Origin of the sequence: Puia dinghuensis (assembly GCF_014642875.1) — a bacterium.
GTDB classification, from domain to species: Bacteria; Bacteroidota; Bacteroidia; order Chitinophagales; family Chitinophagaceae; genus Puia; species Puia dinghuensis.
The window spans coordinates 1673737-1700666 of record NZ_BMJC01000001.1 but is presented as its reverse complement, the minus strand read 5'-3'; the positions used below and the strand labels follow the sequence as shown (position 1 = coordinate 1700666).

General features: G+C 54.2%; 28 protein-coding genes. 18 read left to right on the top strand and 10 right to left on the bottom strand.

From position 1 onward, the window contains the following. The first annotated feature begins 1 nt into the window (after position 1). The 5 genes from hisG (at position 2) to IEY39_RS06790 (ending at position 5042) form a co-directional block, all read left to right on the top strand. Positions 2–859, top strand: a complete 858-nt coding sequence (gene hisG / locus IEY39_RS06810; RefSeq protein ID WP_188929773.1) for an ATP phosphoribosyltransferase — start codon at positions 2–4, stop codon at positions 857–859. Next, on the top strand, positions 856–2139 hold the full coding sequence (hisD, locus tag IEY39_RS06805; protein ID WP_188929772.1) for a histidinol dehydrogenase: 1284 nt from the start codon (positions 856–858) through the stop codon (positions 2137–2139). The genes hisG and hisD overlap by 4 nt, the downstream gene beginning before the upstream one ends. Before the next feature lie 4 nt (positions 2140–2143). Beyond that, complete coding sequence (hisC, locus tag IEY39_RS06800) at positions 2144–3193, top strand: histidinol-phosphate transaminase (RefSeq protein WP_188929771.1); 1050 nt, start codon at positions 2144–2146, stop codon at positions 3191–3193. A 65-nt stretch (positions 3194–3258) separates the two neighbouring features. Next, a complete protein-coding gene (locus IEY39_RS06795) occupies positions 3259–4578 on the top strand; it encodes a PQQ-dependent sugar dehydrogenase (protein ID WP_229688801.1) in 1320 nt (439 codons plus the stop codon). Between the two features lie 23 nt (positions 4579–4601). Continuing rightward, complete coding sequence (locus tag IEY39_RS06790) at positions 4602–5042, top strand: c-type cytochrome (RefSeq protein WP_188929770.1); 441 nt, start codon at positions 4602–4604, stop codon at positions 5040–5042. Between the two features lie 8 nt (positions 5043–5050). Here IEY39_RS06790 and IEY39_RS06785 read toward each other — a convergent pair whose 3' ends face one another. Beyond that, positions 5051–6256 (bottom strand): ATP-binding protein, encoded by a 1206-nt coding sequence (locus IEY39_RS06785; RefSeq protein ID WP_188929769.1) that lies wholly within the window; start codon positions 6254–6256, stop codon positions 5051–5053. A gap of 114 nt (positions 6257–6370) precedes the next feature. Between IEY39_RS06785 and hisB the strand changes: the two genes are divergently transcribed. Continuing rightward, positions 6371–7510, top strand: a complete 1140-nt coding sequence (gene hisB / locus IEY39_RS06780; protein WP_188929768.1) for a bifunctional histidinol-phosphatase/imidazoleglycerol-phosphate dehydratase HisB — start codon at positions 6371–6373, stop codon at positions 7508–7510. Here hisB and IEY39_RS06775 read toward each other — a convergent pair. Together IEY39_RS06775 and IEY39_RS06770 are read right to left on the bottom strand one after the other, a co-directional pair. Then, positions 7505–8668 (bottom strand): acyltransferase family protein, encoded by a 1164-nt coding sequence (locus tag IEY39_RS06775; RefSeq protein ID WP_188929767.1) that lies wholly within the window; start codon positions 8666–8668, stop codon positions 7505–7507. The two genes, hisB and IEY39_RS06775, sit on opposite strands and share 6 nt — an antisense overlap. 2 nt (positions 8669–8670) lie before the next feature. Continuing rightward, complete coding sequence (locus tag IEY39_RS06770; protein ID WP_188929766.1) at positions 8671–9201, bottom strand: RBBP9/YdeN family alpha/beta hydrolase; 531 nt, start codon at positions 9199–9201, stop codon at positions 8671–8673. A 211-nt stretch (positions 9202–9412) separates the two neighbouring features. Here IEY39_RS06770 and IEY39_RS06765 point away from each other — a divergent pair, with 211 nt between their 5' ends. From IEY39_RS06765 to IEY39_RS06710, 12 genes are read left to right on the top strand one after another with little or no spacing between them, the layout of a single operon-like run. After that, positions 9413–10867, top strand: a complete 1455-nt coding sequence (locus IEY39_RS06765; RefSeq protein WP_188929765.1) for an anthranilate synthase component I family protein — start codon at positions 9413–9415, stop codon at positions 10865–10867. Positions 10868–10877: 10 nt separating this feature from the next. Then, complete coding sequence (locus tag IEY39_RS06760; protein ID WP_188929764.1) at positions 10878–11447, top strand: anthranilate synthase component II; 570 nt, start codon at positions 10878–10880, stop codon at positions 11445–11447. A gap of 4 nt (positions 11448–11451) precedes the next feature. Next, entirely contained in the window at positions 11452–12450 is a 999-nt protein-coding gene (trpD, locus tag IEY39_RS06755; RefSeq protein WP_188929763.1) for an anthranilate phosphoribosyltransferase, read from the top strand. Beyond that, complete coding sequence (gene trpC / locus IEY39_RS06750) at positions 12447–13235, top strand: indole-3-glycerol phosphate synthase TrpC (protein ID WP_188929761.1); 789 nt, start codon at positions 12447–12449, stop codon at positions 13233–13235. The genes trpD and trpC overlap by 4 nt, the downstream gene beginning before the upstream one ends. A gap of 5 nt (positions 13236–13240) precedes the next feature. Beyond that, positions 13241–13885 carry a phosphoribosylanthranilate isomerase gene (locus IEY39_RS06745; protein WP_188929758.1) on the top strand — a complete coding sequence of 215 codons (645 nt, stop codon included), beginning with the start codon at positions 13241–13243 and terminating at the stop codon, positions 13883–13885. Between the two features lie 10 nt (positions 13886–13895). Further along, complete coding sequence (gene trpB, locus IEY39_RS06740) at positions 13896–15101, top strand: tryptophan synthase subunit beta (RefSeq protein WP_188929756.1); 1206 nt, start codon at positions 13896–13898, stop codon at positions 15099–15101. Then, the gene (gene trpA / locus IEY39_RS06735; RefSeq protein ID WP_188929754.1) at positions 15098–15907 is read left to right on the top strand and encodes a tryptophan synthase subunit alpha; all 810 of its coding nucleotides are present in this window, start codon (positions 15098–15100) and stop codon (positions 15905–15907) included. Before trpB ends, trpA begins: the two co-directional genes overlap by 4 nt. Beyond that, a complete protein-coding gene (gene hisH, locus IEY39_RS06730; RefSeq protein ID WP_188929753.1) occupies positions 15904–16494 on the top strand; it encodes an imidazole glycerol phosphate synthase subunit HisH in 591 nt (196 codons plus the stop codon). The genes trpA and hisH overlap by 4 nt, the downstream gene beginning before the upstream one ends. Positions 16495–16496: 2 nt before the next feature. After that, entirely contained in the window at positions 16497–17204 is a 708-nt protein-coding gene (hisA, locus tag IEY39_RS06725) for a 1-(5-phosphoribosyl)-5-[(5-phosphoribosylamino)methylideneamino]imidazole-4-carboxamide isomerase (protein ID WP_188929751.1), read from the top strand. Further along, positions 17198–17956 carry an imidazole glycerol phosphate synthase subunit HisF gene (gene hisF, locus IEY39_RS06720; RefSeq protein WP_188929749.1) on the top strand — a complete coding sequence of 253 codons (759 nt, stop codon included), beginning with the start codon at positions 17198–17200 and terminating at the stop codon, positions 17954–17956. Before hisA ends, hisF begins: the two co-directional genes overlap by 7 nt. A 46-nt stretch (positions 17957–18002) precedes the next feature. Continuing rightward, positions 18003–18614, top strand: a complete 612-nt coding sequence (gene hisIE / locus IEY39_RS06715; RefSeq protein ID WP_188929746.1) for a bifunctional phosphoribosyl-AMP cyclohydrolase/phosphoribosyl-ATP diphosphatase HisIE — start codon at positions 18003–18005, stop codon at positions 18612–18614. A gap of 7 nt (positions 18615–18621) precedes the next feature. Beyond that, positions 18622–19716 (top strand): TlpA disulfide reductase family protein, encoded by a 1095-nt coding sequence (locus IEY39_RS06710; RefSeq protein ID WP_188929744.1) that lies wholly within the window; start codon positions 18622–18624, stop codon positions 19714–19716. Positions 19717–19765: 49 nt separating this feature from the next. On the opposite strand, the gene IEY39_RS06705 is transcribed toward IEY39_RS06710, so the two are convergent. From IEY39_RS06705 to rpe, 7 genes are all read right to left on the bottom strand, one after another. Continuing rightward, the gene (locus tag IEY39_RS06705; RefSeq protein ID WP_188929742.1) at positions 19766–20884 is read right to left on the bottom strand and encodes a DUF2911 domain-containing protein; all 1119 of its coding nucleotides are present in this window, start codon (positions 20882–20884) and stop codon (positions 19766–19768) included. Positions 20885–21138: 254 nt separating this feature from the next. Beyond that, positions 21139–21720 (bottom strand): hypothetical protein, encoded by a 582-nt coding sequence (locus IEY39_RS06700; RefSeq protein ID WP_188929740.1) that lies wholly within the window; start codon positions 21718–21720, stop codon positions 21139–21141. A 124-nt stretch (positions 21721–21844) separates the two neighbouring features. Further along, positions 21845–22570, bottom strand: coding sequence for a pyridoxine 5'-phosphate synthase (locus IEY39_RS06695; protein WP_188929738.1), 726 nt, complete (start codon positions 22568–22570; stop codon positions 21845–21847). A 143-nt stretch (positions 22571–22713) separates the two neighbouring features. After that, positions 22714–23010: a T9SS type A sorting domain-containing protein gene (locus IEY39_RS06690; protein ID WP_188929736.1), complete on the bottom strand. Its 297-nt coding sequence runs from the start codon at positions 23008–23010 to the stop codon at positions 22714–22716. Positions 23011–23080: 70 nt separating this feature from the next. Continuing rightward, positions 23081–23212: a hypothetical protein gene (locus IEY39_RS30070; RefSeq protein ID WP_262892847.1), complete on the bottom strand. Its 132-nt coding sequence runs from the start codon at positions 23210–23212 to the stop codon at positions 23081–23083. Positions 23213–23604: 392 nt separating this feature from the next. After that, positions 23605–26124 (bottom strand): carboxypeptidase-like regulatory domain-containing protein, encoded by a 2520-nt coding sequence (locus IEY39_RS06685; protein WP_188929734.1) that lies wholly within the window; start codon positions 26122–26124, stop codon positions 23605–23607. Between the two features lie 31 nt (positions 26125–26155). Further along, on the bottom strand, positions 26156–26806 hold the full coding sequence (rpe, locus tag IEY39_RS06680; RefSeq protein ID WP_188929732.1) for a ribulose-phosphate 3-epimerase: 651 nt from the start codon (positions 26804–26806) through the stop codon (positions 26156–26158). Between the last annotated feature and the right edge of the window lie 124 nt (positions 26807–26930).

Genomic DNA, 26930 nt, shown 5'->3' with positions numbered 1-26930 from the left:
TATGGATAAAATAAAAATTGCTATCCAGAAGTCAGGCCGTTTGTATGACGATAGCGTCAAACTGTTAAAAGACTGCGGCATCGACCTGAAGAACGGGGTCAACAAGTTAAAGGCGGAATGCGACAATTTCCCGATGGAGATCTATTTCCTTCGTGACGACGATATCCCGCAGTATGTGGAAGATGCGGTGGCGGATATCGGCATCGTGGGGGAGAATGTTTTCTATGAGAAGAAGAAGAAGGCCGAGATCGTCGAGCAGCTGGGATTCGGGAAATGCCGGCTGTCGGTGGCGGTAGGCAGGAGCGAGCAGTACGATGGGGTGGACTTTCTCCATGGGAAGAAGATCGCTACTACTTACCCGGTGCTGGTGCAACAGTTTCTGGATAAGAACAGCATCAAGGCGGAGATCCATGAGATCAGCGGATCGGTGGAGATCGCTCCGGGTATTGGTCTGGCGGATGCCATTGTCGACCTGGTGAGCAGCGGCAGTACGCTGTTTATGAATGGACTGAAGGAAGTGGAGACGGTTTTGAAGAGCCAGGCGGTGCTTATCCGTAATGAGCAGCTTGGGGCCCGGCAGCAGCAGCTGCTGGAGAAATTTCTGTTCAGGATAAGGGCGGTGAAGAAGGCGCGGAACAACAAATATGTTTTGCTTAATGCGCCCAATGACAAGCTGCCGGAGATAATCCGGCTGTTGCCGGGGATGAAGAGCCCAACGGTGCTGCCGCTTGCGGAGGCGGGGTGGAGCAGTGTACACAGCGTGCTTAGCGAGAATGATTTCTGGGATATCATCGAGCAGCTGAAGGATGCGGGTGCGCAGGGTATTCTTGTCGTACCGATCGAAAAAATGGTGATATGACTATTACTGATATAAGAGAGACGGGCCTCGCGGCTGCCAGCGGATTGCTGACGCGGCCGGTGATCGATGTTTCAAGGCTGGAGGAGACAGTGGGGGCAATATTGAGCGAGGTTCGATCGGGTGGGGACGATGCGGTGCGGAAGTTCTCGTTGCAATTCGATAAGGTGGCGCCTGAGCGGGTCGAGCTGACGGCGGAGGAGATAGCGGAAGGTGCGGCGATGGTAGATGAGGAGTTGAAAGCGGCGATCAGGATGGCCAAAGAAAATATCGAAGCTTTTCACCGGCGGCAGGAGCGTTCGGAGGACGTCGTCGAAACGATGCCGGGGGTGAGGTGCTGGCGGAAATCGGTCGCTATCGAGAAGGTGGGGCTTTATATTCCCGGTGGGACGGCGCCGTTGTTCTCGACGTTGCTGATGCTGGCGATCCCTGCCGGGATCGCGGGTTGTCGCGAGATCGTCCTTTGTTCGCCACCCGATGCGCAGGGCAGGCTGCATCCGGCGCTGCTGTATGCCGCCGGGCTGGTGGGCGTGACCCGGGTCTTCCGGGTGGGTGGTGTGCAGGCGATCGGGGCGATGGCGTATGGGACGGAGTCTATTCCTGCTGTGTATAAAATTTTCGGACCGGGCAATCAATATGTCACCTGCGCCAAGCAACTGGTGCAGCGGGACGGGGTGGCGATAGATATGCCTGCGGGCCCGAGTGAAGTGGCGGTGTATGCTGATGAAACGGCTGACGCCGGATCTGTTGCGGCCGACCTGTTGTCTCAGGCAGAGCATGGAGCGGACAGCCAGGTGGTACTGGTGAGCTCTTCGGTAGCGGTGGTGGAGCGGGTGCTTTCGGCTGTCGACGAGCAGGTGGCATTGCTGCCGCGGGCAGCTATCGCACGCAAAGCGTTGACGAATAGCCGGGCCTTTATTGTCCGGGATGGGCAGCAGGCGATGGAGCTGCTGAATGAGTATGCGCCGGAGCATCTTATCCTGGCCTGTGATGATGCGGAGCGGCTGGCTTCAACCGTGGTGAACGCCGGGTCGGTATTCCTTGGTCATTATTCACCGGAGAGCGTGGGCGATTATGCGAGCGGGACGAACCACGTGCTGCCGACCAATGGAGCTGCCAGGGCGTTTAGCGGGGTGAGTTTGGATAGTTTTGTGAAAAAGATCACCTTTCAACAGTTGAGCCGGGAGGGGTTGGAGGCGATTGGCGGGACGGTGATGGCAATGGCTTCGGCCGAGGGGTTGGAGGCGCATGCGAGGGCGGTGACGATAAGAATAGAAAAATGAGATTATGTTCAATTTAGATAAGCTTTTACGCGACAACATCCGGCAGCTGACGCCTTACTCTTCGGCCAGGGATGAATTTACGGGCGAGGCAAGGGTCTTTATCGACGCCAATGAGAACAGTCTTGGGTCACCGCTTACGAAATGGTATAACCGCTATCCCGATCCGCATCAGTGGAAAGTCAAGGAGGCGATCAGTAAGATAAAGGGCATTCCGCCGCAACATATCTTTCTGGGCAATGGCAGTGATGAGTGTATCGACCTGCTGTACCGCGCCTTTTGCGTGCCGGGTAAGGACAATGTGATCATCAATCCGCCCACCTACGGCATGTATGAAGTAAGTGCGCATATCAACGATGTGGAAGTACGCCGGGCGACCTTGCTGGATGATTTCCAGCTCGACCTGGTGCACCTGGAAAACCTCGTGGATGCGAACACCAAGCTGATCTGGATCTGTAGTCCCAATAACCCTACGGCCAATTCCATCGACCGGCAGGATATCGAGATCGTCCTGAACAATTTCCCGGGGCTGGTTATCATAGATGAAGCCTATATTAATTTTTCACGTCATAAGTCCTTTATCCAGGAGCTGAGCGAGTATCCCAACCTGGTGGTGTTGCAGACGATGAGCAAGGCCTGGGGGCTGGCGGGGCTGCGGCTCGGTATGGCTTTTGCAAGCGAGGCCATCATCGACGTATATAATAAGGTGAAGCCGCCTTATAATATCAGCCAGGCGACGCAGGAGCTGGCGCTGAAGGCCCTGGAAGAGGTGGGGCAGGTGAACGATATGATCCGTAGCCTGGTGGCCCTGCGTGAGCAGTTGATCCGCGATCTTGGGGAGCTGCCGCTGGTGCGGCATATTTATCCCAGCGACGCCAACTTCCTGTTGGTGAAAGTGGATGATGCGCGGGGGGTATATGAGCATCTGCTGCGCGCGGGCATTGTCGTTCGGGACCGCAGTAAGGTAGAATTGTGTGCGGGTTGTCTGCGGATCACGGTGGGCACTGAAAAGGAGAACGCGGAATTGTTAAAATCGCTGAGAGGCTGGCAAGTCTAAGAGAAAAATTAGTAACTACGGGGTAGATTTTTGGACTAAATTACGGTTCGTTAATCGATCATTTCATGCAACACATCATCAATCAATCGAAAGAAATGTTCCGTAGATCATTGTATTGCGCAGCGGGATTATGTCTTAGCGGCCTGATAACCTTTGGCCAGGCCGGCGGCGGAAAAGGAGCAAAACATCCGGCAGCGACCGTGCATGCGGCCAGTCAGCTCAAATTGCCGGCAGGGTTCAAGGCCAGGACCTTAGTAGAGAATTTCGGCCGGACCCGTCATCTGGCGGTGGCGCCCAACGGGGTGATCTTTGTCAAATTAAACCGGCCAAAGGATGGGAAGGGGATCTACCGGCTCGAGGATACGAATGGCGACGGCAAGCCCGACAAGATAACCGGGTTTGGCAATTATGGCGGTACGGGCATCTATATCAGCGACGGCTATCTGTATGCTTCTTCCGATGAGGAGGTCTTCCGTTATAAACTGGACAATGACTATAATGTCGTCAATCCCGATCAGCCCGAGAAAATTGTCACGGGGCTGCTTAACCGGGGTGAGCATGAATCGAAGTCGATCGTGCTGGATCATAATGGCAACCTGTATGTCAATGTCGGGGCTTATTCCAATTCCTGTCAGTTTAAAGACAGACAAAAGGGTTCACCCGGACAGATGCCTTGTCCCATCCTGGATTCGGCGGGCGGCATCTGGATGTTCACGGCCAATAAGGAGAACCAGACCTATGGCGATGGCGTCCATTATGCCACGGGATTGCGGAATATCGTTGGTTTGGACTGGAACACGCAGACCAATTCGCTTTTCGTGATGATGCATGGTCGCGACCAGCTGCACGATCTGTTCCCCGATATCTGGGATACCAAACAAAGCGCCGAGCTGCCTGCCGAGTGCATGTACGAGCTGCACCAGGGTTCTAACTGCGGCTGGCCGTATACCTTCTACGACCAGATGCAGCACCGGCTGGTACTGGCGCCCGAATATGGCGGCGACGGCAAGAAAGGACCCGACAAGGAGTACCAGGAGCCGATAGTGGCTTTCCCTGGTCACCTTGCGCCGGATGGCCTGTTGTTCTATACCGGCAGCGAGTTTCCGGCAAAGTATAAGAATGGCGCGTTTGTCGCCTTCCATGGAAGCTGGAACCGGGCGCCGGAACCGCAGGCGGGGTATTTTGTCGTTTTTGTGCCGTTCAAGAATGGGAAGCCCAGTGGCAAGTGGGAAGTATTTGCCGACAATTTCTCGGGCGGTGCGGAAAAAACGGCTTCCGGTCGGGTAGACTACCGGCCTTGTGGCTTGGCTCAAGGCCCGGATGGAGCCCTTTATGTCACGGATGATTCCAAGGGGACGATCTGGAAGATATCTTATCATAAATAATGCTAACTATAGAGCGTATACGCATGAAAAAGTATAGTTCTTTTGTTTTGGCCGGGGGGCTCTTCGTCCTGGCTTGGGGGTTGATGTCCCAGACGGGGAAGCCAGCACAGGGTGGTCTGGCTGCACAGATAAAGAGAGGAAAGCAGGTGTATCTCGAGCAATGCCTGGCCTGCCACCAGGTGGACGGGCTTGGAGTGCAGGGGATGAACCCGCCCCTGGTGAAGACGAAATTCGTGTTGGGTGATAAGCCGACGCTGGTGAAGATCGTGCTCAATGGAATGCAAGGCGTGGATGTCGGCGGGGACGATTATCATGGGGTGATGGCGCCGCATCCCGATCTTACGGACGAGCAGATAGCCGATGTGTTGACGTATGTCCGCAATAGTTTTGGAAATAAGGCGACGGCGGTGACGGCTGCGCAGGTGAAAGCGATAAGAGCTACAAATACGCCGCCGGCGCAGTGATCCCGAGGTTATCCGATCTCGTTGAGGAATTCCAGCAAGTTCAACTGTTTTACGCCTTTATAATCGTTGCCCAGCATCGGATCATTAAGCGTAACTACGAATTTGGGATAATTGTCCGGGATCAGGAGTAAGTTGCCGAATTCACGTCTTTCGGTATCTTTATCGTTGACCGTTAAAGCAACTTGTACGTGGATCTTCTGGCCGTTCTTGTCTGCTGAGAAATCTATTTCATTGTGGCCAAGTTTACCTACATATACCCTGTATCCCTGCTGTATGAGATGTTTATAAACCGCATTCTCCAACAATTTGTGAATGTCGGATCGCTGATTAAATCCACGTATCGCGTTTCTCAATCCGAGATCTTCGAAATAATATTTTTCTCCTATTTCGAAGATCTTTAGACCGCCTATTTCAGTACGTGGGACCCTATAAACGAAATAGGCATTTGCCAGCGCTTTGAGATAGTTTATGGTCAGTTGGGGGGATATATCGATACGCTGAGACCTGAGGAATTTGCTGATATTGGATGCCGAAAAGAGATTGCCGACATTGTCGCACAAATAAGTGACAAGGTTTTCGAGGAAGGATACATTGCGGATATTCTCTCTGGCTACGACATCTTTTAAAAGTATAGTTGAGTAAACATTTCGCAGGTATTCATAAGGCAAATTCTCTTCGAAGCCTATGTTGCGTAAATAAGGCATTCCGCCGAATTGCAAATATTTCATCAATGCTTCAAAGTTGTTTTCCAAGTCGTGAAACAATATGAATTCCTGGAAATTTAAAGCATGAATATGGAATTCGATGTAACGACCAGCCACGGTAGTCGCTAATTCACCGGAAAGCATCCTGGCATTGCTTCCAGTGCAATAAATGTCCCACGTATTTTTTGCCAAAAGGCTTCGTAAGGATAATTGAAAATCACTAATTTCCTGGACCTCGTCAATGAATAAATAGTTCTTTTCTCCTTCAACTGCCTTTTCCTTCAGATAGTTGTTAAGATCTTTGTGATCCTGGATAAATAAAAAATCCTCTAATTCCCGATTGATATAAACGATATTTGCATTTTTATACTTTTTTTTGATCTCGTCCATCAATTGGTAGAGTACGAAGCTTTTGCCAACGCGTCGCTGACCCGTAAGCACTTTAATGATCTGCTTATCGATGAACGGAATAATTTTATCGCTATAATGGGGGCGTCTGATGTAATTCATGAGTTTCTTTTATGGCGTAAAGATTTTTAAAATTATTAAATTTGTACGGTATAGAGTAAAGGCGTTGGGATTGGATGTTAATGAATTGTTTTTCAACTATTTGTAATTTAGAAGATGAAACGGATCTTATTTATAGACAGGGATGGCACCCTTATCAAAGAGGCGCCGCCGAGCTACCAGATAGACTCTTTTGAGAAGCTGGAATTTTACCCGGGGATGTTCGAGTATATGGGCCGGATAGCCAGGGAATTCGATTACGAGCTGTTGATGGTGACCAACCAGGATGGGCTTGGTACGAAGGGTTTTCCGGAGGATACTTTTTGGCCGGTGCAAGATTTTGTGGTGAAGGCGCTGGAAGGGGAGGGAATACGGTTTAGTGCGGTGTATATCGACAAGACCTTTGCATCGGAGAAGGCGCCGACCCGCAAGCCGGGTACGGGGATGCTGACGAAGTATATCGGTAACCCGGAGTATGATCTGGCCAATTCGTTTGTTATCGGCGACCGGATCACGGATGTGCAGTTGGCGAAGAACCTGGGTTGTAAGGCGATCTGGCTAAACAACGATCCGGGTCTTGGCGGGGCGGAAGTGAATGATTCCCGCAGGGAATTGGAGGGGGCGGTTGCGCTCGAGACCTCGGAGTGGAGCAGGATCTATGAATTCTTAAAGCTGGGTATCCGGAGGGTGGTACATGAGCGGAATACGAATGAGACGCAGATAAAGATCGATCTTACGATCGATGGCAGCGGGAAGGCGGCGATCGTCACGGGGCTGGGTTTTTTTGATCACATGCTGGAGCAGATTGCGCGGCATGGGAAGATGGACCTGGTGATCCGCGCGAATGGCGACCTGCATATCGACGAGCATCATACCATTGAAGACACGGGTATCACGCTTGGCGAAGCTTTTGCGCTGGCGCTGGCCGACAAACGGGGGATGGAGCGATATGGGTTTGCCCTGCCGATGGATGAGGCGGAGGCTCAGGTGTTGATCGATTTCGGCGGCAGGTCGTGGATCGTTTGGGATGCGGAGTTCAAGCGCGAGCGGATCGGGGAGATGCCGACGGAGATGTTCTTTCATTTTTTCAAATCCTTTTCCGATGCGGCCCGCTGCAACTTGAATATACGGAGCCGGGGGGAGAATGAGCATCATAAGATAGAGGCTATCTTCAAGGCGTTTGCGAAGGCGATCAGGATGGCGGTGCGGCGCGACCCGTTGAGTAATTACCTGCCGAGTACGAAGGGGGTGTTATAATTTGAAGAATATCTTTTTGCGGTATAGAAAATAGCAGAGATACCATTCGAGACCGAAGACGGTCAGGGAGGTGATGATGGCTGCGATGGCAGTGGGAATATGAGCCATGCCCATTAGCCCGTTGGTGATGGCGCCGATGTAGGCGGTGAACCACCTGTCACCGACTATTTCAAAGAATAAATAGATGAATAGGGAGTTCATGCCGACGATGGTGAAGAAGAGCAGACGCCTTCGATGGTTACGGACGTCTATCCACCAATAGCAGGCTGCCAGGATGAGGAGGCACCAGCCGAGGGAGACGATGGTGAAGGAGCTGGTCGCGATGCGTTTGATGATGGGGGTGAGACCGGTAGCATCCATGGTATAGCCGAGGAGCAGACAGGCCGCTGACCAGCCGAGGAGGGTTCTTACCTTATGCGTGGACGGGCCGAGCAGCAGCTTGCCTGCGAGGGCGCCGGCGATGGTGTGTACGGAAGTGGGGATGCAATTGATGGCGACCCAGCCGCCTTTGTTGATCTTGTTCATCAGGAGAAGATCGATATAGTTGCCGAAGTTGTGCTGGTCGGTGAAGGGCTGGTCGAAGCCGGGAATGTGGGTGAAGCGATAGCCGATCTCGGTGAGTACCAGGAGACCGGCGCAGGTGGCGACCTGGGCGGGGACGGACCAGCGGAAGATGAGGAAGGCGACCAGGGAGGTGAAGGAGAGTTGGGTCAGGACGTCCCAGAGTTCGAACGACAGGCCGCCGGGGCGAACGGCGTAATCGAGCACACCCCAGAAGAAAAGCCAGCCCGAGCGTTTGAGGGCCTTACGGAAAGACTGGTTCCAGCTGATGCCCTGTTGCTGCTGGCGGTGCAGGGAAAAGGCCATGGCGGCCCCGGCCATGAACATGAAGGCGGGTTGCACCAGATCCCACGCGTGGAGGCCGTGCCAGGGATGATGAGAGAATTGGATTGCGATCGCATGAAGCGGGGTATTTTCCGTGTCCTTTTCCAGGTGTTCGTAGAGATGAGTGGATTCCAGTGCGAGCAGAACCATGATGGCTCCGCGCATGAAATCCAAGGAGAGGAGGCGCGGGGGGCGGGGCGCCGATGCGGAGGAGGTCGCCGAAGGAGGGGCCGGGGGTGCGGTTGCGGCGGGTTGGGTTGAGGGGGATTCCATATTTAAAACAGGGTTTGCAGGAGTTTGTACCCTTCGGGCCAGTCGCCGAGTCCGGAGGCGGCATTGATATGGCCGCGATTGCCGATCGACATATAGCGGCTGCCCCACTGCGTGGCAAACCGGGTGGCCCGTTCGGGGGTGACATAATAGTCATTATCGCTGGCTACGACGAGGGAAGGGAAGGGAAGTGGTTGCAGGGGCATGGGGGTGAATCCCTCGGTGCCGGGCGGGTAGGATGGCGCTTCTACGTCGCTTGGCGCTACGAGTAATGCTCCCTTGATGGCGCGCTGATAGCGGTTGGCCCAATGGGCGATGGTGGCGCAGGCGAGACTATGACCGATGAGGATGACCTGATCGGGTGGAAAGGGGGCGATGACCTCGTTGATCGTATGGATCCAATCATCTTTGACGGGGGTATCCCAGTCCTGTTGCTGGATGCGGGTGAAGCCATATAGTTCTTCCCAACGTGTTTGCCAGTGCTGGGGTCCGGAGTTGTTGAGTCCCGGTAGGATGAAACAGAAGGTTGACGACATGCTCAAAAATAAAAAATTTGGTGGAATCATTTTTAGCCACCATATTTGCTGAGCAATGAAAAAGCAATTTAATCAAGCGTGGTGGTGGCATACGAACTCCGAACGGGGCAAGTAAGGCTATTATCATAGTTATTACCATATTTGGGCCCCGAAGTTCGGGGCCTTTTTAATTTTTGGCCAGAAGGGACGGAGTTCCCGCCATCAGACAATTATGAAAAAGATCGCCATCAAGACCCATTGCAAGAAGCTGCTCTCGGACATTTATACGCCGGTGGGTATTTATCTGCGGCTGCGCGACCGGTTCAGGGATACGATCCTGCTGGAAAGCACGGATTATCATGCTGCGGACAACAGCTATTCCTTTATCTGTATCAATGCGATTGCCGGGATAGAGATCACGGATAAGAAGAGCATCGAATTTAAACTACCGGGGCAGGCGCCGGAGCGTCAGCCGCTGGGGAAGTTGGCCCAGGACGCCGGTGGCGGCCCGGCCGAAGGCCAGACTTTAGCGAATGCGCCGAAGTTGTTGTGGGATTTTATGGCCCGATTCGAGGTGGAGCCTGCCGTCGAGAAACCGGTTCGGGCGGTGCAGGGGTTGTTTGGGTATACGACATTTGATGCGGTGCAATTTTTTGATACGGTTAAATTTAGCGACAGGGGTACGGAGAAGGCGATTCCGCTGATGCGCTACCGGCTTTACCAGTATGTGATCGCGATCAATCATTTTAAGGATGAGCTGTTTATCTGTGAGAATGTTATTGCGGGCCTGGAGTCAGAGTTGCCCGTGGTGGAATCGCTTATCCGGAGCAAGGATGTGCCCGTATATCCCTTTGAGCCGGCGGGGGAAGAGGTGTCCAATATGACGGACGAGGACTATCGGCAGATGGTGGGGAAGGGGATCAAGAGCTGTCTGCGGGGCGATGTTTTCCAGATCGTGCTGAGCCGCCGGTTTCAGCAGGGTTTCCGGGGTGATGAATTCAATGTCTACAGGGCATTGCGCAATATCAATCCTTCGCCTTATCTCTTTTTCTTTGACTATGGCGACTATAAGCTGATGGGGTCTTCGCCCGAGTCGCAGATACTGTTGCAGAACGGTGAGGCAATTGTGCATCCCATCGCGGGGACGTTCAAGCGAAGTGGAGATGATGCTGTCGATCGGCAGACGGCGGACAGATTGTTGAAGGACGCAAAGGAGAATTCAGAACATGTCATGCTGGTGGATCTTGCGCGGAACGATCTAAGCCGCAGTTGTGATGATGTGCGCGTAGTTCAATATCGCAGCGTGCAATATTTTTCCCATGTGATCCACCTGGTGAGCGAGGTGCGGGGCAAATTGAGGCCTGCCCATAACCCTTTTGCCCTGTTGGCTACGACCTTTCCGGCGGGGACGCTTAGCGGGGCGCCGAAGTTCAAGGCGATGGAACTGATCGATGGATATGAGCCAACGGCGCGGAGCTATTATGGGGGGTGCATCGGGTTTATGGGATTTGACGGTAGCTGTGTACATGCGATCATGATCCGCAGTCTGCTGAGCCGTAACAATACGCTGACCTATCAGGCGGGTGCAGGGGTGGTGGCCGCCAGCCAGCCGGAAAGCGAATTACAGGAAGTGAATAATAAATTGGGTGCGCTGAAATCGGCGATCCGGTATGCAGCACAACTTTAAATAGACGATCGTGACACGAATACTTGTTTTTGACAACTACGACTCTTTTACGTATAACCTGGTGCACCTGGTGGAGAAGCTGTTGCAGCAGAAGGTGGATGTGCACCGTAACGATGCGATAGCGCTGGAAAAGGTGGCCGAATATGATAAGATCATTCTTTCGCCGGGGCCCGGGATCCCGTCCGAGGCGGGCTTGTTGCTGCCGTTGATCCGCGAGTATGCGGCATCGAAATCTATCCTTGGGGTTTGTCTGGGACATCAGGCTATTGGCGAAGCATTTGGCGGGAAGCTGGTGAACCTGAGCACTGTTTATCATGGGGTGGCGACGCCGGTGCGGGTGCTTCGGCCGGAGGGGGTGTTCGAAGGGATGGCGGAGCGGCTGGAAGTCGGCCGTTATCATAGCTGGGTGGTGAGTGACGAAGGGTTGCCGGGTGAGCTGGAGGTAACGGCGCGGGACGACAACAATTATATCATGGGACTACGGCACACCCGATTTGACGTTCAGGGGGTGCAGTTCCATCCGGAGAGCGTGCTGACGCCGGCGGGCGAACAATTAATGAAGAACTGGTTAAAAGCTTAGGCTTATGAAAAAGATATTACAATATTTATTCGAGCACAAGGCCCTGTCACGGGAACAGGCGAAGGATGTACTGACCCGGATCGCCCGGGGTGAGTTCAATGACAGCGAGATGGCGGCTTTTATCACCGTCTATCTTATGCGTAGCATTACGATCGATGAGCTGCAAGGTTTCCGGGATGCGTTATTGGAGCTTTGCGTTCGCGTGGACCTCGGCGGGGAGGAGACGATCGATATTGTGGGGACAGGTGGGGATGGGAAGAATACCTTCAATATTTCCACGCTGTCCTGTTTTATTGTGGCGGGCACGGGGCGGCGGTACAAGGTCACCAAGCACGGCAATTATGGGGCTTCCAGCATCAGCGGGGCTTCCAATGTGATGGAGCAGCTGGGCTACCGGTTTAAGAATGAGCAGGGCCAGTTGCGTAGAGAAGTGGATGAAGCGGGTATCTGTTTTTTGCATGCGCCCCTTTTCCATCCGGCATTGAAGACGGTGGGGCCGATAAGGAAGGCGCTAGGCATCCGCACGTTCTTTAATATGCTGGGACCGATGGTGAACCCGGCATTCCCGGCGACACAATTAGTGGGGGTCTACAATCTGGAGATGGCCCGGATATATAATTACCTGTTGCAGCAGACGGGCGGGCGGTTTACCATCATCCATAGCCTGGACGGATACGACGAGATCTCGCTGACGGGGGATACCAAGGTGATCACGAATACGGGTGAAAGGATCGCCACACCCGAAGAATTAGGTAAGAGAATGGTAAATGCTACCGATATTTATGGCGGCAACACTGTGGAAGAGTCGGCGAAGCTGTTTGTTAAGATACTGAAGGGGGAGGGAAGCTGGGCGCAGTCGGCGGTGGTGCTGGCCAATTCGGCGATGGCGCTGTATTCTGCGGGCGGATATGGGGGGTATGATGATGCGTATGCGGCGGCGGTGGAGAGCCTGGAGAGCGGTAGGGCGTATGGAGCTTTGTCAACGTTAATATCCTTGCAATGAACATTCTCGATAAGATAGTTGAATACAAAAAAAAGGAAGTTGCAGAAAGGAAGGCGGCAGCGCCGGTGGCGATGCTGGAAAGGAACGGGTTCTTTGACCGGCAGCCTTTGTCTTTACGGGCGAGTCTGACCGATCCGGCAAAGACGGGGGTCATCGCCGAGTTCAAAAGGCGGAGTCCCTCGAAGGGGGTGATCAATGACCGGGTATCGGTGGAGGCCGTGACGAAGGGGTATGCGGCAGCGGGGGCTTCCTGTCTGTCGGTGTTGACGGATGGGCCTTCTTTTGGCGGCAGCAGTGAAGACCTGATGGCGGCGCGGGTGAATAACATCCCTATCCTGCGTAAAGACTTTATCGTAGACGAATACCAGATCGTCGAGGCGAAGGCCATTGGGGCGGATGTCATTTTGCTGATCGCGGCCTGTTTGTCGCCGGAGGAGGTCTGCCGGCTGGCGAAGTTTGCGCGATCGTTGGGATTGGAGGTGTTGCTGGAGATACATGGGGAGGATGAATTGGGGCATATCTGCGGAGCCACGCCGATAGTGGGGGTGAATAACCGGGACCTGAAGACGTTTACGGTGGATATAGAAAGCAGTATCCGCCTTATCGAACGGATACCGACCGATAAATTACTGATTGCGGAGAGCGGGATCGACAATGTGGAAACGATCTTCCGGATGAAGGATGCCGGTTTTCATGGGTTTCTGATCGGTGAGCGCTTTATGAAAGAACAAGATCCTGCGATTGCCTTTGCCTCATTTGTTGAACAGCTTAAAATGCGTCGCTAAAACTTATGAGAGTAAAAGTTTGCGGAATGACCGAGTTAGACCAGGTGAAACAGCTCGACGCCATGGGGGTCGACTTCGCCGGTTTTATCTTCTACCCCAAATCTCCCCGTTATGTGGTCCGCCATCTTGCCGGCGAGCAGGTGAAGAAGGCCAGGCTCCGGCTTGGTAAGGTGGGGGTATTTGTGAATGCTACCTATGACGAGGTGATGAAGCAGGTGGACAGCTATGGACTGGATATGGTGCAGCTTCATGGAGACGAGACCCCGCACTTTTGCGAGCAGCTGGCCAACTATATTACGGTGATCAAGGTCTTCCGGCTTGGTGAGAACGATCCGATAGACTGGCTTATCCGGCCTTACCAGGACTATTGCGATATGTTCCTTTTCGACACGGAAGGGGTGGGCTATGGGGGCACGGGAAAGAAGTTCAATTGGGACACGCTGAAGCCAGCGAACATCGATAAACTCTTTTTCCTCAGCGGGGGTATCGAGCCGGGGGATGTGGAGAAGCTGAGGGAATTTGAACGGGAGCCGGTGGCGCGGAAGCTGTTTGCGATAGATATCAACAGTAAGTTCGAGGTGAGTCCCGGGGTAAAGGATCTGAAGAAGGTTAGGGCGATGCTCGACGGGATAAAGGGGACAAACAAATAATAACATCTTTATGATAAAGGAAAGAGTCAGTACCTCTCCGGATGAGCGGGGATATTATGGGAAGTTTGGCGGGGCATTCATCCCGGAGATGCTTTACCCCAATGTGGAGGAGTTGCGGCGTCGCTACCTGGAGATAATGCATGAGGCGGCTTTTCAGATGGAGTATCGCGATCTGTTGAGGGACTATGTTGGAAGGCCATCGCCTTTGTACCTGGCGGGGCGGCTGAGTGCGAAGTACAATACCCGTATCTATCTCAAACGGGAGGACCTCAATCATACCGGGGCGCATAAGATCAACAATACGATCGGTCAGATATTGCTGGCGCAGCGGCTTGGCAAGCGGCGGATCATCGCCGAGACGGGGGCGGGTCAGCATGGGGTGGCGACGGCCACCGTCTGTGCCCTGAAAGGCATCGAGTGTATCGTCTATATGGGCGAGAAGGATATCGAGCGGCAGGCGCCGAATGTGGCGAGGATGAAGATGCTTGGGGCGAAGGTGGTGCCCGCGACCAGTGGCAGCAAAACGTTGAAGGATGCGACGAATGAGGCCATCCGGGACTGGATCAACAATCCTGTCGACACGCATTATATCATCGGTAGTGTCGTAGGACCGCATCCCTACCCGGATCTGGTGGCCCGGTTTCAGAGTGTGATCAGCGAAGAAACGCGGGCGCAGCTGAAGGAGAAGACGGGGAGTGAGCTGCCAACGCATGTTATTGCTTGTGTTGGTGGAGGCAGCAATGCGGCGGGTGCTTTTTATCATTTTCTCGAGGAAGGAGAAGTGGAGCTGATCGCGGTAGAAGCGGCGGGGCATGGGATTCACAGCGGGATGAGCGCCGCGACGACGCAGTTGGGAAAACCTGGGATATTGCATGGGAGCCGCAGCTATGTGATGCAGACGGAGGATGGGCAGGTGGTGGAACCGCATAGTATCTCGGCAGGTCTTGATTATCCGGGCATCGGTCCGCTTCATGCATACTTGTTCGATAGTGGGCGCGCTACTTTCCTGAGTGCCACAGATGATGAGGCGGTGGCAGCGGCTTTTGAATTGACTCGCCTCGAAGGGATCATCCCGGCGCTGGAATCGGCGCATGCGGTGGCGGCGTTGGATCAGCTGCAGCTGAATGAACAGGATACTGTAGTGCTCTGTCTTAGCGGGCGGGGCGATAAAGATATGGCGACATATATGCGAGTAATGGAAGGAGGTAACATATGAGCAGGATAACGGAATTATTCAAACGAAAGAGCAGTAAGGTATTGAATGTGTATTGCACCGCGGGATTCCCCAGGCTGGACAGCACGCTGGAAGTAATGAAGGCGTTGCAGGACAATGGGGCCGATCTTATCGAATTGGGGATGCCGTATAGCGATCCGCTGGCGGATGGTCCGGTGATACAGGCGAGCAGCACTGTTGCTTTGTCGAATGGGATGACACTGGCTACGTTGTTCGGGCAGCTTGCCAGGATGAGGGAGTCGATCGGCGTTCCGGTGTTGCTGATGGGGTATATGAACCCGGTGTTGCAATATGGATTTGAGCGATTTTGTGCCGATGCGGCTGCTGCGGGCGTGGATGGATTGATACTGCCCGATCTGCCGATATACGAGTTCGAGACGGAGTATGGGCCGGTGATGAGGAAGTGTGGGTTGGACTTTGTGTTCCTGGTGACGCCGGAGACCTCTCCGGAACGGATCCGGCAGGTGGATGGTTTGAGTTCGGGATTTTTGTATGCCGTGTCGTCGTCTTCGACAACGGGGAAGGACAAGGATATGGGGGAGCAGGAGGCATATTTTGCGCGGTTGCAGCAGATGCAGCTGAAGAATCCGGTGTTGGTGGGTTTTGGTATCCGCGACCGGGGGACTTTTGAAGCGGCTTGCAGGCATGCCAATGGAGCGATTATCGGGACGGCGTATATCCGGGCGCTGGAAGGTGGGGCGGATGTTGGGGCGGCGACGAAAAAATTTTTATCGGGTATTTTGGGGCCCGCTGAGGCATCGGGGGCAGCGAAAAAGAGTGCGATATGAAGCTGGTTATTATAAAGTATAACGCGGGGAATATCCAATCGGTGTTGTATGCGCTGGAGCGGATCGGGAGGGAGGCTGTCGTCACTGATGATGCAGCGCAAATTGTTGCGGCGGACAAGGTGATCTTTCCCGGGGTAGGCGAGGCGAGCACGGCGATGGAGTATTTGCGGGAGCGAGGACTTGATGCCGTGATAAAGGGGGTGCGGCAGCCGGTGCTGGGGATTTGCCTGGGAATGCAGCTGATGTGCAGTTATAGCGAAGAGAATGATACTACCTGTCTGGGAATTTTTGAAGAGAAGGTGCGGAAGTTTTCCGGTGAGGGTGGGTTGAAGGTGCCGCAGATCGGGTGGAACAACATCTATGATCTTCGGTCGCCGCTGTTTGAAGGAGTTGCAGATAAGAGCTATTGTTATTTTGTACATGGGTATTATGCCGCGTTGGGTGAACAGACGATTGCCCGCACCGGATATGGGGAGACGTTCTCTTCGGCCCTGCACCGGGACAATTTTTATGGAGTTCAGTTCCATCCGGAGAAGTCTGCACAGGCGGGGGAAAGGATATTGAGAAACTTTATTGATTTGATCTGATCATGGAAATTATACCGGCTATTGATATTATTGACGGGAAGTGTGTTCGGTTGACACAGGGCGATTACAGCCAGAAGAAAGTGTATAACGAACATCCGCTGGAAGTGGCCAAGGCGTTTGAGGATGCGGGGTTGCGGCGGCTGCATTTAGTGGACCTGGATGGGGCGAAGGCAGGAGCGGTGAAGAACTGGAAGGTGCTGGAGACGCTGGCGGGTAAGACGGGGCTGGTGATCGATTTTGGGGGCGGGATCAAGACGGCGGCGGATGTGGAGATCGTTTTCGATTCGGGCGCCGCGCTGGCTACGGTGGGGAGTATTGCCGTCAAGGATGGGCCGTTGTTTGTCAGTTGGTTGTCAGCGTATGGGGCCGAAAGGTTCTTACTGGGGGCGGATGTAAAGGATGAGAAGATCGCGGTGAGTGGCTGGCAGGAGACGACTGACCGGTGGGTGTATGATTTTATCGCCGAGTACCTGGACAAGGGCGTTCGGCAGGTGTTTTGTACGGATGTGAGCAAGGATGGGTTGTTGCAGGGGCCGGCGTTGGAGTTGTATAGAAATATTGTCGGGAAGTTTCCCGAGCTGCATTTTATCGCCAGCGGTGGAGTAAGTGGAATGGATGATGTGCGGCGATTGGAAGAAGTGGGATGCAAAGGGGTTATTATAGGGAAAGCTATTTATGAAGGACGGATAACATTAAAAGAACTATGCTGACGAAGAGAATCATACCGTGTCTGGATATTAAAGACGGCCGGACCGTCAAGGGGGTAAATTTTGAAAATATCCGCGATGCCGGGGACCCGGTGGAACTGGGGGCGTTGTATGCGCGGGAGGGCGCCGATGAGCTGGTGTTTCTGGATATTACTGCGACCAATGAGAAGCGAAAGACGTTGAGCGAGCTGGTGAACCGTATCGCCCATCATATCAATATTCCTTTTACGGTGGGGGGTGGCATCAGCAGTGTGGACGATGTGCGGGTGTTGTTGCAGAATGGCGCCGACAAGATCTCCGTCAATACGTCGGCCTTCCGGCGGCCTGAGCTGGTGTCGGAGCTTGCGAAGGAGTTTGGCAGCCAGTGTGTGGTAGCGGCTATTGATACCCGAATGGAAGCCGATGGGCAGTGGTATGTCTATCTGAATGGCGGAAGGGTGAAGACGGAGACGAAGTGTATTGATTGGGCACATAATGTCGTAGACAGGGGGGCAGGAGAGATACTGCTGACCTCGATGAACAATGACGGTACGAAGAAGGGCTTTGCGCTGGATATTACGCGGCAGCTGGCGGAGGCTTTGCCGGTGCCGGTGATCGCCTCCGGTGGCGGGGGGATCCCTGATCATTTTGTGGAAGTGTTGGAAGCGGGGAAGGCGGATGCGGCGCTTGCGGCCAGTATCTTCCACTTTAAGGAGATCGCCATTCCGGAATTAAAAGGATATTTGCAGGAGCGCGGGATTGCCGTTCGGCTCTAGAAACGATGAACCAGGCGGCGATTCGCGGAAAATAAAAAATGATCATATGACAAACACTTTAACCGTCAATTTTGCGAAGTCACCGGACGGGCTGGTGCCGGCCATTGTGCAGGACCATGTGACGGAAAAGGTGCTGATGCTGGGGTATATGAACCAGGAAGCGCTGGATCAGACGCAGAAAGAGGGAAAGGTCACGTTTTTCAGCCGGAGCAAGCAGCGGCTTTGGATCAAGGGAGAGGAAAGCGGTAATTTCCTGCTGGTTAAGCAGATTACCGTGGACTGCGATGAGGATACGCTGTTGATCAAGGCGGAGCCGCTTGGACCTGTGTGTCACACGGGCGCTGACACCTGCTGGAATGAGAAGAACCATCGGGAGGACTTCCTGGTATGCCTGGAAGAGATTATCGAGCAGCGCCGCCGCGACGGGAATGCCGAGACCTCCTATGTTGCGCGCCTTTTTGACAAAGGCATTAACAAAATTGCGCAAAAAGTTGGGGAAGAGGCAGTAGAGCTGGTGATCGAGTCCAAGGATCATGATGACAAGCTTTTTCTGAATGAGGCAGCAGACCTTTTGTTCCATTATTTGATCCTTCTCAATGCAAAAGGATATAACTTACAGGATGTAACGGATGTGTTACGTGGGAGACATGAAAACTAATGATTATATGAAATTATTTTTTGGAGTAATGCTGGCTTTGCCGGTGGTGGGGCTTGCGCAGCAGGCGGCGCCCGGGTTTACGATAACGGGGAAGGTGGCGGGTCTGGCGGAGAAATCCACGGTTTTTGTTGTCGATGCATCGAATCCCACCGATACGGTAGCGAAAGCTTTGGTAAAAGACGGGCAGTTTGTACTTAGCGGTCATGTATCGGAGCCGAATCTTTATGAATTGAATTTTGCTTCGGCGAAGAAGAAGGTTCCGGTGTTTTTGGGTAATGATAAGATGAGCCTCAGCGGCAGCGTGGAGGACATCGCGGGACTGAAGATGACGGGTTCGTCGAGCAACGATGATTTTACGGCGTTCCAGGCGATGTTCACCCCTTATTTTACACGGCTGAATGCCGTGATGAGTGTGGCTAATACTCCTGCGGGGGCGTCGATACGCGACTCGCTTTTCCGGACGTATAAGCGATTGACAGATTCTATCTTTATTTCCGTTGATCAATTCATTGCGCAGCGGCCAAATTCCTATGTCTCTCCTTTTGTGCTGGTGGTGGTCAATCAGCTTACCGAAGACGTGCTGGCGCAGGAGAAGCGGCTGCATTCGCTTTCGGCGGATGTGCAGAAGGGCTATTATGCCCAGTATTTAGGGCCGATGTTGGAGAAGGCAAGCGTAGGGGCTGTCGGTACGGATGAGATAGATTTTACGCAGAACGATACGGCGGGGCGTGCCGTGACTCTTTCTTCTTTTAAGGGGAAATATGTGCTGGTAGATTTCTGGGCTTCCTGGTGTGGCCCTTGCCGGATGGAGAATCCCAACGTGGTGGCAACATACAAGAAATTCAAGGACAAGAATTTTACCGTGCTGGGGGTCAGTCTTGACAAGGCGAAGGAGCCCTGGGTCAAGGCGATAAAGGATGATGGGCTTTCCTGGACACAGGTGAGCGATCTTAAGTTTTGGTACAATGATGTTGCGACCAAATACCATATTGAAAGTATTCCGCAGAATTTATTGGTGGATCCCAATGGGAAGATCATAGCGCGAAACTTGCGAGGGGAGGCGTTGCAGCAGAAGCTTTGCGAGCTACTAGGATGTAATTAAATGAGGAGCCCCGCTTACGGCGGGGCTCTTTGTTAGCGGTGGGTGCGACTCAATTTATATCTTGACCTTTTTCGAGTTTGGGTATCATCTGTGCGATGTTGTTCTTATTTGCCTTGTCGGGCGCCATGGTCTGCGCTTTCTTTAAATATTCCATAGCTTTTTTGTAGTCGCCCATTGCGGAATATCCTCTGGCCATGCCCATATTCGTTGTGAATTCGTTGGGGTGTTTGTCATAGTTGAGCTTGAAGGCGTCGAAGGCGTCCTTTGATCTTTTCGCTGCCAGGAGCTGGCGGGCGTATGCATGCACCTCGTTGACTTTTCCCATGGGCAGGGCTTCTTTCATGACGGCGTCGGCTTCGTCCTTGCGGTTGAGCGCGGCGAGGACCTGCGCTTTTGTGGAGAGGGTCTGGAAGTTCTTCTCACCGATGAAGGGCAGGTTGATGGCGTTGTCGGCCCAGGTGAGTCCTTCCTGGAGATCGACATTGCGGGTGGCGCAGAATTCGGCGGCCTGCTGATAGGAGTTCCAGGTGAAGCCCTTGCTGTTGCGGAGTTCGTGGCGGAAGGACTCCAACTGCTGGTTGACATAGTCTACTTCCACTTTGAAGGGGATGCTGAGCTTTTCCCATTCCAGGGCGATGGTGGCGGCATTCTCCTTTTGATCGGTGAACTCATATTTCAGCCTTTCTACTTCTTTATCCATCGGGACAGGTTTTACGTCGACGCGCAGGGCGTCTTCTTTGGGGTCGTAGAAGAAGCTACCCCAGGATGTGGAATTGCGGGAGAAGATAAGCGTGCAATCGTCGGGGCCGTAGGCGACGAAGAATGCGTATTTTCCTGCCGGGAGGGGTTTGCCTTCGACTGTGACATCGGTGCTGAATTCGATGGTGGTGTTCTCATTGGCGCCTGCCCGCCAGGGTGCTGCCTTGCTGGTGCCAAAGCCCTGGTCGGTGTAGCCGGCGGGGACGAGCTTTCCCCAGATCTGGCCTTCGCGGCCTTTGACGGCGGGTCGGTCGTAGTCGATGGTAACATCGGTGAGGCCTATGCGCTCGCTGACGGAGGCTTTTTTGTTTCCGCCGTCGGGGAGGGTTGTCAACTGGGCGAAGGATCGGGAGTTGGCGCCGAGGCAGAGGACGGCCACCACAGTAGCGGTGAGAAGACCTTTGTTCATATGGATGTTTTTTGGTGAATGTGGAGTAAAGATGGTGATTTGGGTTGCCGGGGGGAAGGGATTTTACAGGGGAGGCGGATAACAGGGATATGAGCGCCGGGGCATTGGGTTGGGGGGCAGGGCGTTGAAGAATGGGCGGCAGTGGTTGAAAAAGGAGTGGCGCAATGAGGGGGGAGTGGCGGCCGTGGGGTTGCGGCGGGAGGGGCGATGAGGGGGTGATGGCGGTCCTGGGGTTGCTTGTGGGCTTGGGAGTCTCAGGCTTTCAGGAAGTCGAGGTCGAAATAGTATAGCTTCCGGTTGGTTCTATCTACGTAAAGGGTGGTTTGCTTTTGACGATCGAGATAGAAGGAGAGGGTTAGTTGATCTTTTGGGATAACGGGGCTGTAGAATTTTTCTGTGAGGCCGGTGCGGCTATTGGAATAGGGGAAGATGATGATGGATTGAGGTATCTCGCGCGTAATGGGTTCTTCGTTGATGTGATAATGATGCAAGTAGTGGAATGGATAATCGGGGTCATCCGAGGAAACTTGTTCGGAGTAGTCGTGGCCGCGAATGTCGCAGCTATTGAGGTCGACCGGGATCTTTTCGCCGTTAGCCTTTAGGTCTTCGATGCGTTGTTGCAGCTTTCTGAGATCGGCTTTATTGGTCACGGACACCGCGTAGCCCATCAGGAGGTAGCCGGCCGGTAACATGCCGATGCCCAGCAGGATGAAGGCCCAGGGGTAGGGGATGAGTTTGCCGCTATAGTGGCGGAAGAAGAGGAAGGTAATGAAGCCTATGATGACGGTAGTGAGGCCCAGCACGATCAAGCAGTAGGCGGCGATGCGTTTCAGCATATTCTAAATATAGGGGATAGTGCGCGTATTTGCAAGCGGGACGCGGCGGCGGGGCGATGAGGATGCGGCGGGCGGCGCGATGAGGGGGGAGTGGCGGCCGTGGGGTTGCGGTGGGGATGGGGTTTTAGGGGGTGGGCTGGAGCTGGCGTTTGTAGAGCTGGATCGTGTTCTCGTAGCCGAGGTAGAGGGCGTCGCAGATGAGGGCGTGGCCAATGGAGACCTCGTCGAGATGCGGGATGTTGCGGGAGAAGTAGTGCAGGTTGTGGAGATCGAGATCGTGGCCGGCGTTGAGGCCGAGGCCGAGTTCGCGGGCGCGGAGGGCTGCCTGGTGATAGGGGGCGATGGCTTTTTCTTTGTCAGCGGGATAGCCATGGGCGTAGGCTTCGGTGTAGAGTTCGATCCGATCGGTGCCGGTGTCGGCCGCGCCTTCCACCATGGCGATGACGGGGTCGACGAAAAGGCTGACGCGGATGCCGGCTTTTTGAAAGACGCTTACGATCTCCACGAGATATTCCTTGTGACGGATGGTATCCCAGCCGTGGTTGGAGGTGATCTGATCGAGGGCGTCGGGGACGAGGGTGACCTGGGTGGGTTTTACGTCGAGGACGAGGTCGACGAACTTCTGTTCCTGGGAATTCCCTTCGATATTAAATTCCGTGGTGATGATGGATTTGATGGCGTAGACATCGGCATAACGGATGTGGCGTTCGTCGGGGCGGGGGTGGACGGTGACGCCGTCGGCGCCGAAGAGTTGGGCGTCTACGGCTGCTTTGACGACGTCGGGATTGTTGCCGCCGCGGCTATTGCGGAGGGTTGCGAATTTGTTGATGTTGACCGAGAGCTTTGTCATGGGGCAAAGGTAAGGATGCCGGTTGGAATTAGGTCCAAGGATGGCTCGAATGAGGACTGAAGATGGCTCGAATGAGGGCAAAAGAAAGGAGGCACCATTGAGATGCCTCCGTAATTGTCGCGATGGGTTGCTCGTATCGTTGATCAGTTAAGAGAAATGGTAGGGCCTTCGGCCGACTGCTTGAAGAGCTTGGTCCGGAAGACAGAGTCGGCGGCGGCTGTTTTTATTTCCAATTGGTAGTTACCTGCGGCGAGTGATTGCAGGTCGTCGAGGGGGATGCGATTGGTGCCGCTCTTCAGGCCGGCGCCTAACATGCGGATGATTTTGCCTTGTTGGAGATCGGCCAACAGAATGATGCAGTCGATCGGTTCTTCGCACGTTATCTCGAGCATGAGATAATGATCAAACGGATTCGGGTAAACCGAAATTTCAATTGCCATAACCATAGCCTCTAGGATTTAAATTTTAGGGTTAGATGCGGGCTGTTACGGGGTACCGGGATGAGCGTTGTTAACGCTGATGCGGGTTGACCTTGGTAACGACACGCACGGGGATCAATGCAGGCATTTTTTCTTTGTGGAAGGTCAGATTGATAAGGACGGTATTGAGGAAGTTGTTGAGCGTTGTCATAAGGGTTTTCATATGCGCGGTTTACAATAATATAGACCAATTTGCGGCCAAAAAATTAAGATGTTGAGGATGAGGTGATTGCACCAATATAATCACAGGATGGGTTCCCTGGATGGGAAGATTGCGGTTTTTGTGGGAATTGACACGTGAATATACGCAAAAAAGTTGCGGATTTGACGAAAAATTTTTGCGTAGAATCGCAAGGATTGCGCCAGGGATTGCAGTGGAAAGCCCGGAGGCCGAGAAACCGAGCGCTGGCGAAGGTCCAGGGCGAGGACTTGGAACGGAAAGCCCGACCCGCGCGAGGGGTCCGAGCGTGAGCGATGGACCCGAACGAGGAGACGCGTGGCGAAGCAGCGTCGACGAAGTTCTGGCCGAAGCGCGGGAGGCGCCCAAGGGACCCGTTAGAAGGTGCCGACGAGCTTTAGGTTTAGCAGGCGGGGGGTGAGGCGTTCGGGGATGGCATAGGTGGTGTTGGAGAAGTCTTTTATCAGCATGTAGGAGATGGTGTTGGCGCGATCGATCAAATTGAAGACTTCGAGGGTGGCCCAGATGTTCTCGAAGTTGCGGAAGGGGCTGTGGCTGCGGCGGTTGCTTTTTTCGCTGTCGAGCAGCAGGGCGCTGAAGCCGACATCGACGCGGATGTAGGGATCGATGGTGAGGGCATTGCGATAGCGCAGGTTGCCGGGAATATTGAAGGGGAGGTTGCTGCCGTACAGGAAGTTGAGATAGGCTTTGATGTTCTTGTTGGTAGCAAGGTAGTCTTGAAGGAATAGACCAAGATTGAAAAGACGGTCACTTGGCCGGCGGACCCAGCCCATTCTTGTTCTTGTGCTGTCCAGCGGATGGTGGAGGCTGTCGAGCGTGTAGGTATAATAGAACGTGTCTATCTTTTCCATCGACCGCATAAAGCCCAGGCTCAGATAGCTCTCTGCGTCCTTTACGAGTTCGCCCGTGAGGCGGAACTCGATACCCGTCGCATAGGCCTTGGCGTCATTTTGCGCGAAATATTGGATATGTACGTTGTTGATGTCATAGGGATCTACGCGTGTCATGGATTTGTAATAGGCTTCGGTCGTGAACCGGAAGGGGCGATCGCCCATGTGAAAGTTCTGGTCGAAGCCGGCGGTGACCTGCCAGCTGCGCTGCGCTTTGAGCCTGGTGTTGAGGGTGCCGTCGGGGCGCAGCATCTCGCGGAAGAACGGCGGCTGGTCGTAGATACCTACCGCTGCTCTATAGACGATATCCTTTGTCGCGTAACGGGGTCGCCAGGATGCGCCGAGCCGCGGAGAGACGAGGAATTCCTTATTCAGATCGTTGTAGTTGTAGCGCACTCCGCCTTGTAGCGTGAAGCGGCCGGAGTCCCGAAACAGCAGGTTGTCCTGGATATAGCCGGTCGTCCGGGTGATATTGGGGTTTTGATCGCCCTTGACGACATTGCTGATGCTGGGGACGCCGGGTGTATAGGGGAGGGAGTAGCCGGCGGAGTCCTGGTACTGCCATTCGTCGAGATGGGACACGACCAGTTGCCGTTCGGCGCTGAGGCCCCATTGCAGATAGTGGTGGTTGAGGGCGAGGTATCCTTTGTGCGTAACGTTGTACACGTCGATGTCGAGGTGGTCGCGTGCGAAGTTCTGATAGGCGCCTGCGCCCAGCGGGTTGGTGATCTGGCCGAAGGTGGCGCTTGACTTATCGAAGTCGCGGTCGCCGAAGATGTATACGCCTGTGATGTCGTAAGACTGCTGTTCCTTGTCTTCGAAGCGGGAGGCCATCCATTTCAGCTTGAGTCGCCGGGTCACCTGTTGGGTGAGGGTGAGTCCGAGCAGGTTGGCTTCGTACTGGTCCTTCTCCTGGCCGTCGAACCAGGTGTCGAGGCCCAGATTGGCGGTATAATACGGTGAGAAGATGGATGAGGTGAGCTGGCTGGACTGGGGGATGAGATGGAAACGGGTTTGGGAGAGTGTCCCCAGCAGTTCGAGCTGGGTTCGGGGGGTGAGCTGCCAGGTAAGCTGCGCCTGCAGATCGGAGGATGAAGGGGCGTAGGTTCCCTGGGTCTCCTGGCTGCTGAGCAGGCTGCTGTTGGTGCGATTGCGCAGGCCGACGAGCCAGGTAAATTTATTGTTCGCGCCTGTCCCCTCGAGATGGAGTCCCTGTTCGAGCAGGCCGGCATAGGCGGAGCCGCCGAATCCGCCGGGCTTACGATATTGTATATCCAATGCGGAAGAGATCTTATCGCCGTAGCGGGCCTGGAAGCCGCCGGTGTAGAAGTTGACGCTGTGGGTCAGTTCGGGATTGATGATGCTGAGGCCTTCCTGTTGGGCGTTGCTGACGAGATAGGGCCGGAAGACCTCGAAGTCGTTGATGTAGGTGAGGTTTTCGTCGTAGTTGCCGCCGTGGACGGAGTATTGGGATGTGAGCTCGTTGTTGGAGCCGACGAAGACCTTTAGCAGGCTTTCGATGCCGCCGATGGGGGTGGGGATGTTGATGGCGTTTTTGGGGTTGATCTTTATCAGGCCCGACTCCTGGCGATCGCGTTGGTCGGAGACAACCACTTGCTGCAGGGCATTGTCGCTTCTTTCCAGCCGGACGACGATGCTTTCTTCTTCCTTTTCATTGAGCAGGAAATTGCGTTGTTCGGATTTGTAGCCCGTGAAGGAAAAGACGAGGGCGAAGGCTTTATCGGCCGGCGCTTTTATGCGGAAGGTTCCCGAGTCGGTGGTGATGAGGCCGGATTGGCGGCCGAGGATGGTGACCGATACGCCTGCGAGCGGGTTCTCGTTCTCGTCCAGGATGCGGCCGGAGACGAAGGCGGTGTGCCGTTGACCGGCCGGAGGGGTTTTGGCAGGTGAGGACGCGGGCTTTTTTTGGGCAAGAGCCGGAAAGACCAGGGAAACGAAGACCAGGGCGGCGAAGACGGTTCTCAAATAGGTGTTGTTGTTGATGACGGAAGAACGATCAATCCAGGTTCTTTAGTTTACTGATGGTTGCTTTCGGGTCTTTGGAATGGAAAATGAAGCTGCCTGCCACCAGGACGTCGGCGCCGGAATGGATGATGGCGGTGGCATTCTCTTCGGTGACGCCCCCGTCGACTTCGATGAGGACGTCGAGTCCCCTGTCATGGATCATCCGGCGGAGATTGCGGATCTTCTGCGTCGTATGGGGGATAAATTCCTGGCCGCCGAAGCCGGGGTCGACGCTCATGATGAGGACGGTATCGATATCCTGCAGCGTATCGGAGAGGAATTCGACGGGTGTATGCGGGTTGAGGGCTACCCCGGCTTTCATTCCGAGTGATTTTATCTGGTGGACATTGCGGTGGAGGTGGCGGCAGGCTTCGATGTGGACAGTGAGCTGGTCGGCGCCGGCTTTTTTAAAGGCTTCGGCATAGCGTTCGGGCTCTTCGATCATGAGGTGGACGTCACAGAACTTTTTTGTGGTTTTGCGTATCTGTTCGATCACCGGCAGGCCGAAGCTGATGTTGGGGACGAACCGGCCATCCATGACATCGAGGTGGAACCAGTCGGCATCACTTTCGTTGAGCATCTTACATTCATCTTCGAGCCGTAGAAAATTCGAGGCCAGCAAAGAGGGCGCTATAATGGGCATATCTGTGTTTTTGCCGGGCTAAGATAGGGAATAAAAGACTTCCGCGTTGGGCAGTTGTCCGGGGGCATCGGAGGGATGGCGGGGGCGGGGATTGCAGCGGGCTTTGGGGGGGACGGTGGGGGCG

Bases quoted from the DNA above. Each gene is read 5' to 3' on its own strand.
- hisG (WP_188929773.1), top strand. From the start codon at position 2: ATGGATAAAATAAAAATTGCTATCCAGAAGTCAGGCCGTTTGTATGAC.
- hisD (WP_188929772.1), top strand. From the start codon at position 856: ATGACTATTACTGATATAAGAGAGACGGGCCTCGCGGCTGCCAGCGGA.
- hisC (WP_188929771.1), top strand. From the start codon at position 2,144: ATGTTCAATTTAGATAAGCTTTTACGCGACAACATCCGGCAGCTGACG.
- IEY39_RS06795 (WP_229688801.1), top strand. From the start codon at position 3,259: ATGCAACACATCATCAATCAATCGAAAGAAATGTTCCGTAGATCATTG.
- IEY39_RS06790 (WP_188929770.1), top strand. From the start codon at position 4,602: ATGAAAAAGTATAGTTCTTTTGTTTTGGCCGGGGGGCTCTTCGTCCTG.
- IEY39_RS06785 (WP_188929769.1), bottom strand. From the start codon at position 6,256: ATGAATTACATCAGACGCCCCCATTATAGCGATAAAATTATTCCGTTC.
- hisB (WP_188929768.1), top strand. From the start codon at position 6,371: ATGAAACGGATCTTATTTATAGACAGGGATGGCACCCTTATCAAAGAG.
- IEY39_RS06775 (WP_188929767.1), bottom strand. From the start codon at position 8,668: ATGGAATCCCCCTCAACCCAACCCGCCGCAACCGCACCCCCGGCCCCT.
- IEY39_RS06770 (WP_188929766.1), bottom strand. From the start codon at position 9,201: ATGTCGTCAACCTTCTGTTTCATCCTACCGGGACTCAACAACTCCGGA.
- IEY39_RS06765 (WP_188929765.1), top strand. From the start codon at position 9,413: ATGAAAAAGATCGCCATCAAGACCCATTGCAAGAAGCTGCTCTCGGAC.
- trpD (WP_188929763.1), top strand. From the start codon at position 11,452: ATGAAAAAGATATTACAATATTTATTCGAGCACAAGGCCCTGTCACGG.
- trpC (WP_188929761.1), top strand. From the start codon at position 12,447: ATGAACATTCTCGATAAGATAGTTGAATACAAAAAAAAGGAAGTTGCA.
- IEY39_RS06745 (WP_188929758.1), top strand. From the start codon at position 13,241: ATGAGAGTAAAAGTTTGCGGAATGACCGAGTTAGACCAGGTGAAACAG.
- trpB (WP_188929756.1), top strand. From the start codon at position 13,896: ATGATAAAGGAAAGAGTCAGTACCTCTCCGGATGAGCGGGGATATTAT.
- trpA (WP_188929754.1), top strand. From the start codon at position 15,098: ATGAGCAGGATAACGGAATTATTCAAACGAAAGAGCAGTAAGGTATTG.
- hisH (WP_188929753.1), top strand. From the start codon at position 15,904: ATGAAGCTGGTTATTATAAAGTATAACGCGGGGAATATCCAATCGGTG.
- hisA (WP_188929751.1), top strand. From the start codon at position 16,497: ATGGAAATTATACCGGCTATTGATATTATTGACGGGAAGTGTGTTCGG.
- hisF (WP_188929749.1), top strand. From the start codon at position 17,198: ATGCTGACGAAGAGAATCATACCGTGTCTGGATATTAAAGACGGCCGG.
- hisIE (WP_188929746.1), top strand. From the start codon at position 18,003: ATGACAAACACTTTAACCGTCAATTTTGCGAAGTCACCGGACGGGCTG.
- IEY39_RS06710 (WP_188929744.1), top strand. From the start codon at position 18,622: ATGAAATTATTTTTTGGAGTAATGCTGGCTTTGCCGGTGGTGGGGCTT.
- IEY39_RS06705 (WP_188929742.1), bottom strand. From the start codon at position 20,884: ATGAACAAAGGTCTTCTCACCGCTACTGTGGTGGCCGTCCTCTGCCTC.
- IEY39_RS06700 (WP_188929740.1), bottom strand. From the start codon at position 21,720: ATGCTGAAACGCATCGCCGCCTACTGCTTGATCGTGCTGGGCCTCACT.
- IEY39_RS06695 (WP_188929738.1), bottom strand. From the start codon at position 22,570: ATGACAAAGCTCTCGGTCAACATCAACAAATTCGCAACCCTCCGCAAT.
- IEY39_RS06690 (WP_188929736.1), bottom strand. From the start codon at position 23,010: ATGGCAATTGAAATTTCGGTTTACCCGAATCCGTTTGATCATTATCTC.
- IEY39_RS30070 (WP_262892847.1), bottom strand. From the start codon at position 23,212: ATGAAAACCCTTATGACAACGCTCAACAACTTCCTCAATACCGTCCTT.
- rpe (WP_188929732.1), bottom strand. From the start codon at position 26,806: ATGCCCATTATAGCGCCCTCTTTGCTGGCCTCGAATTTTCTACGGCTC.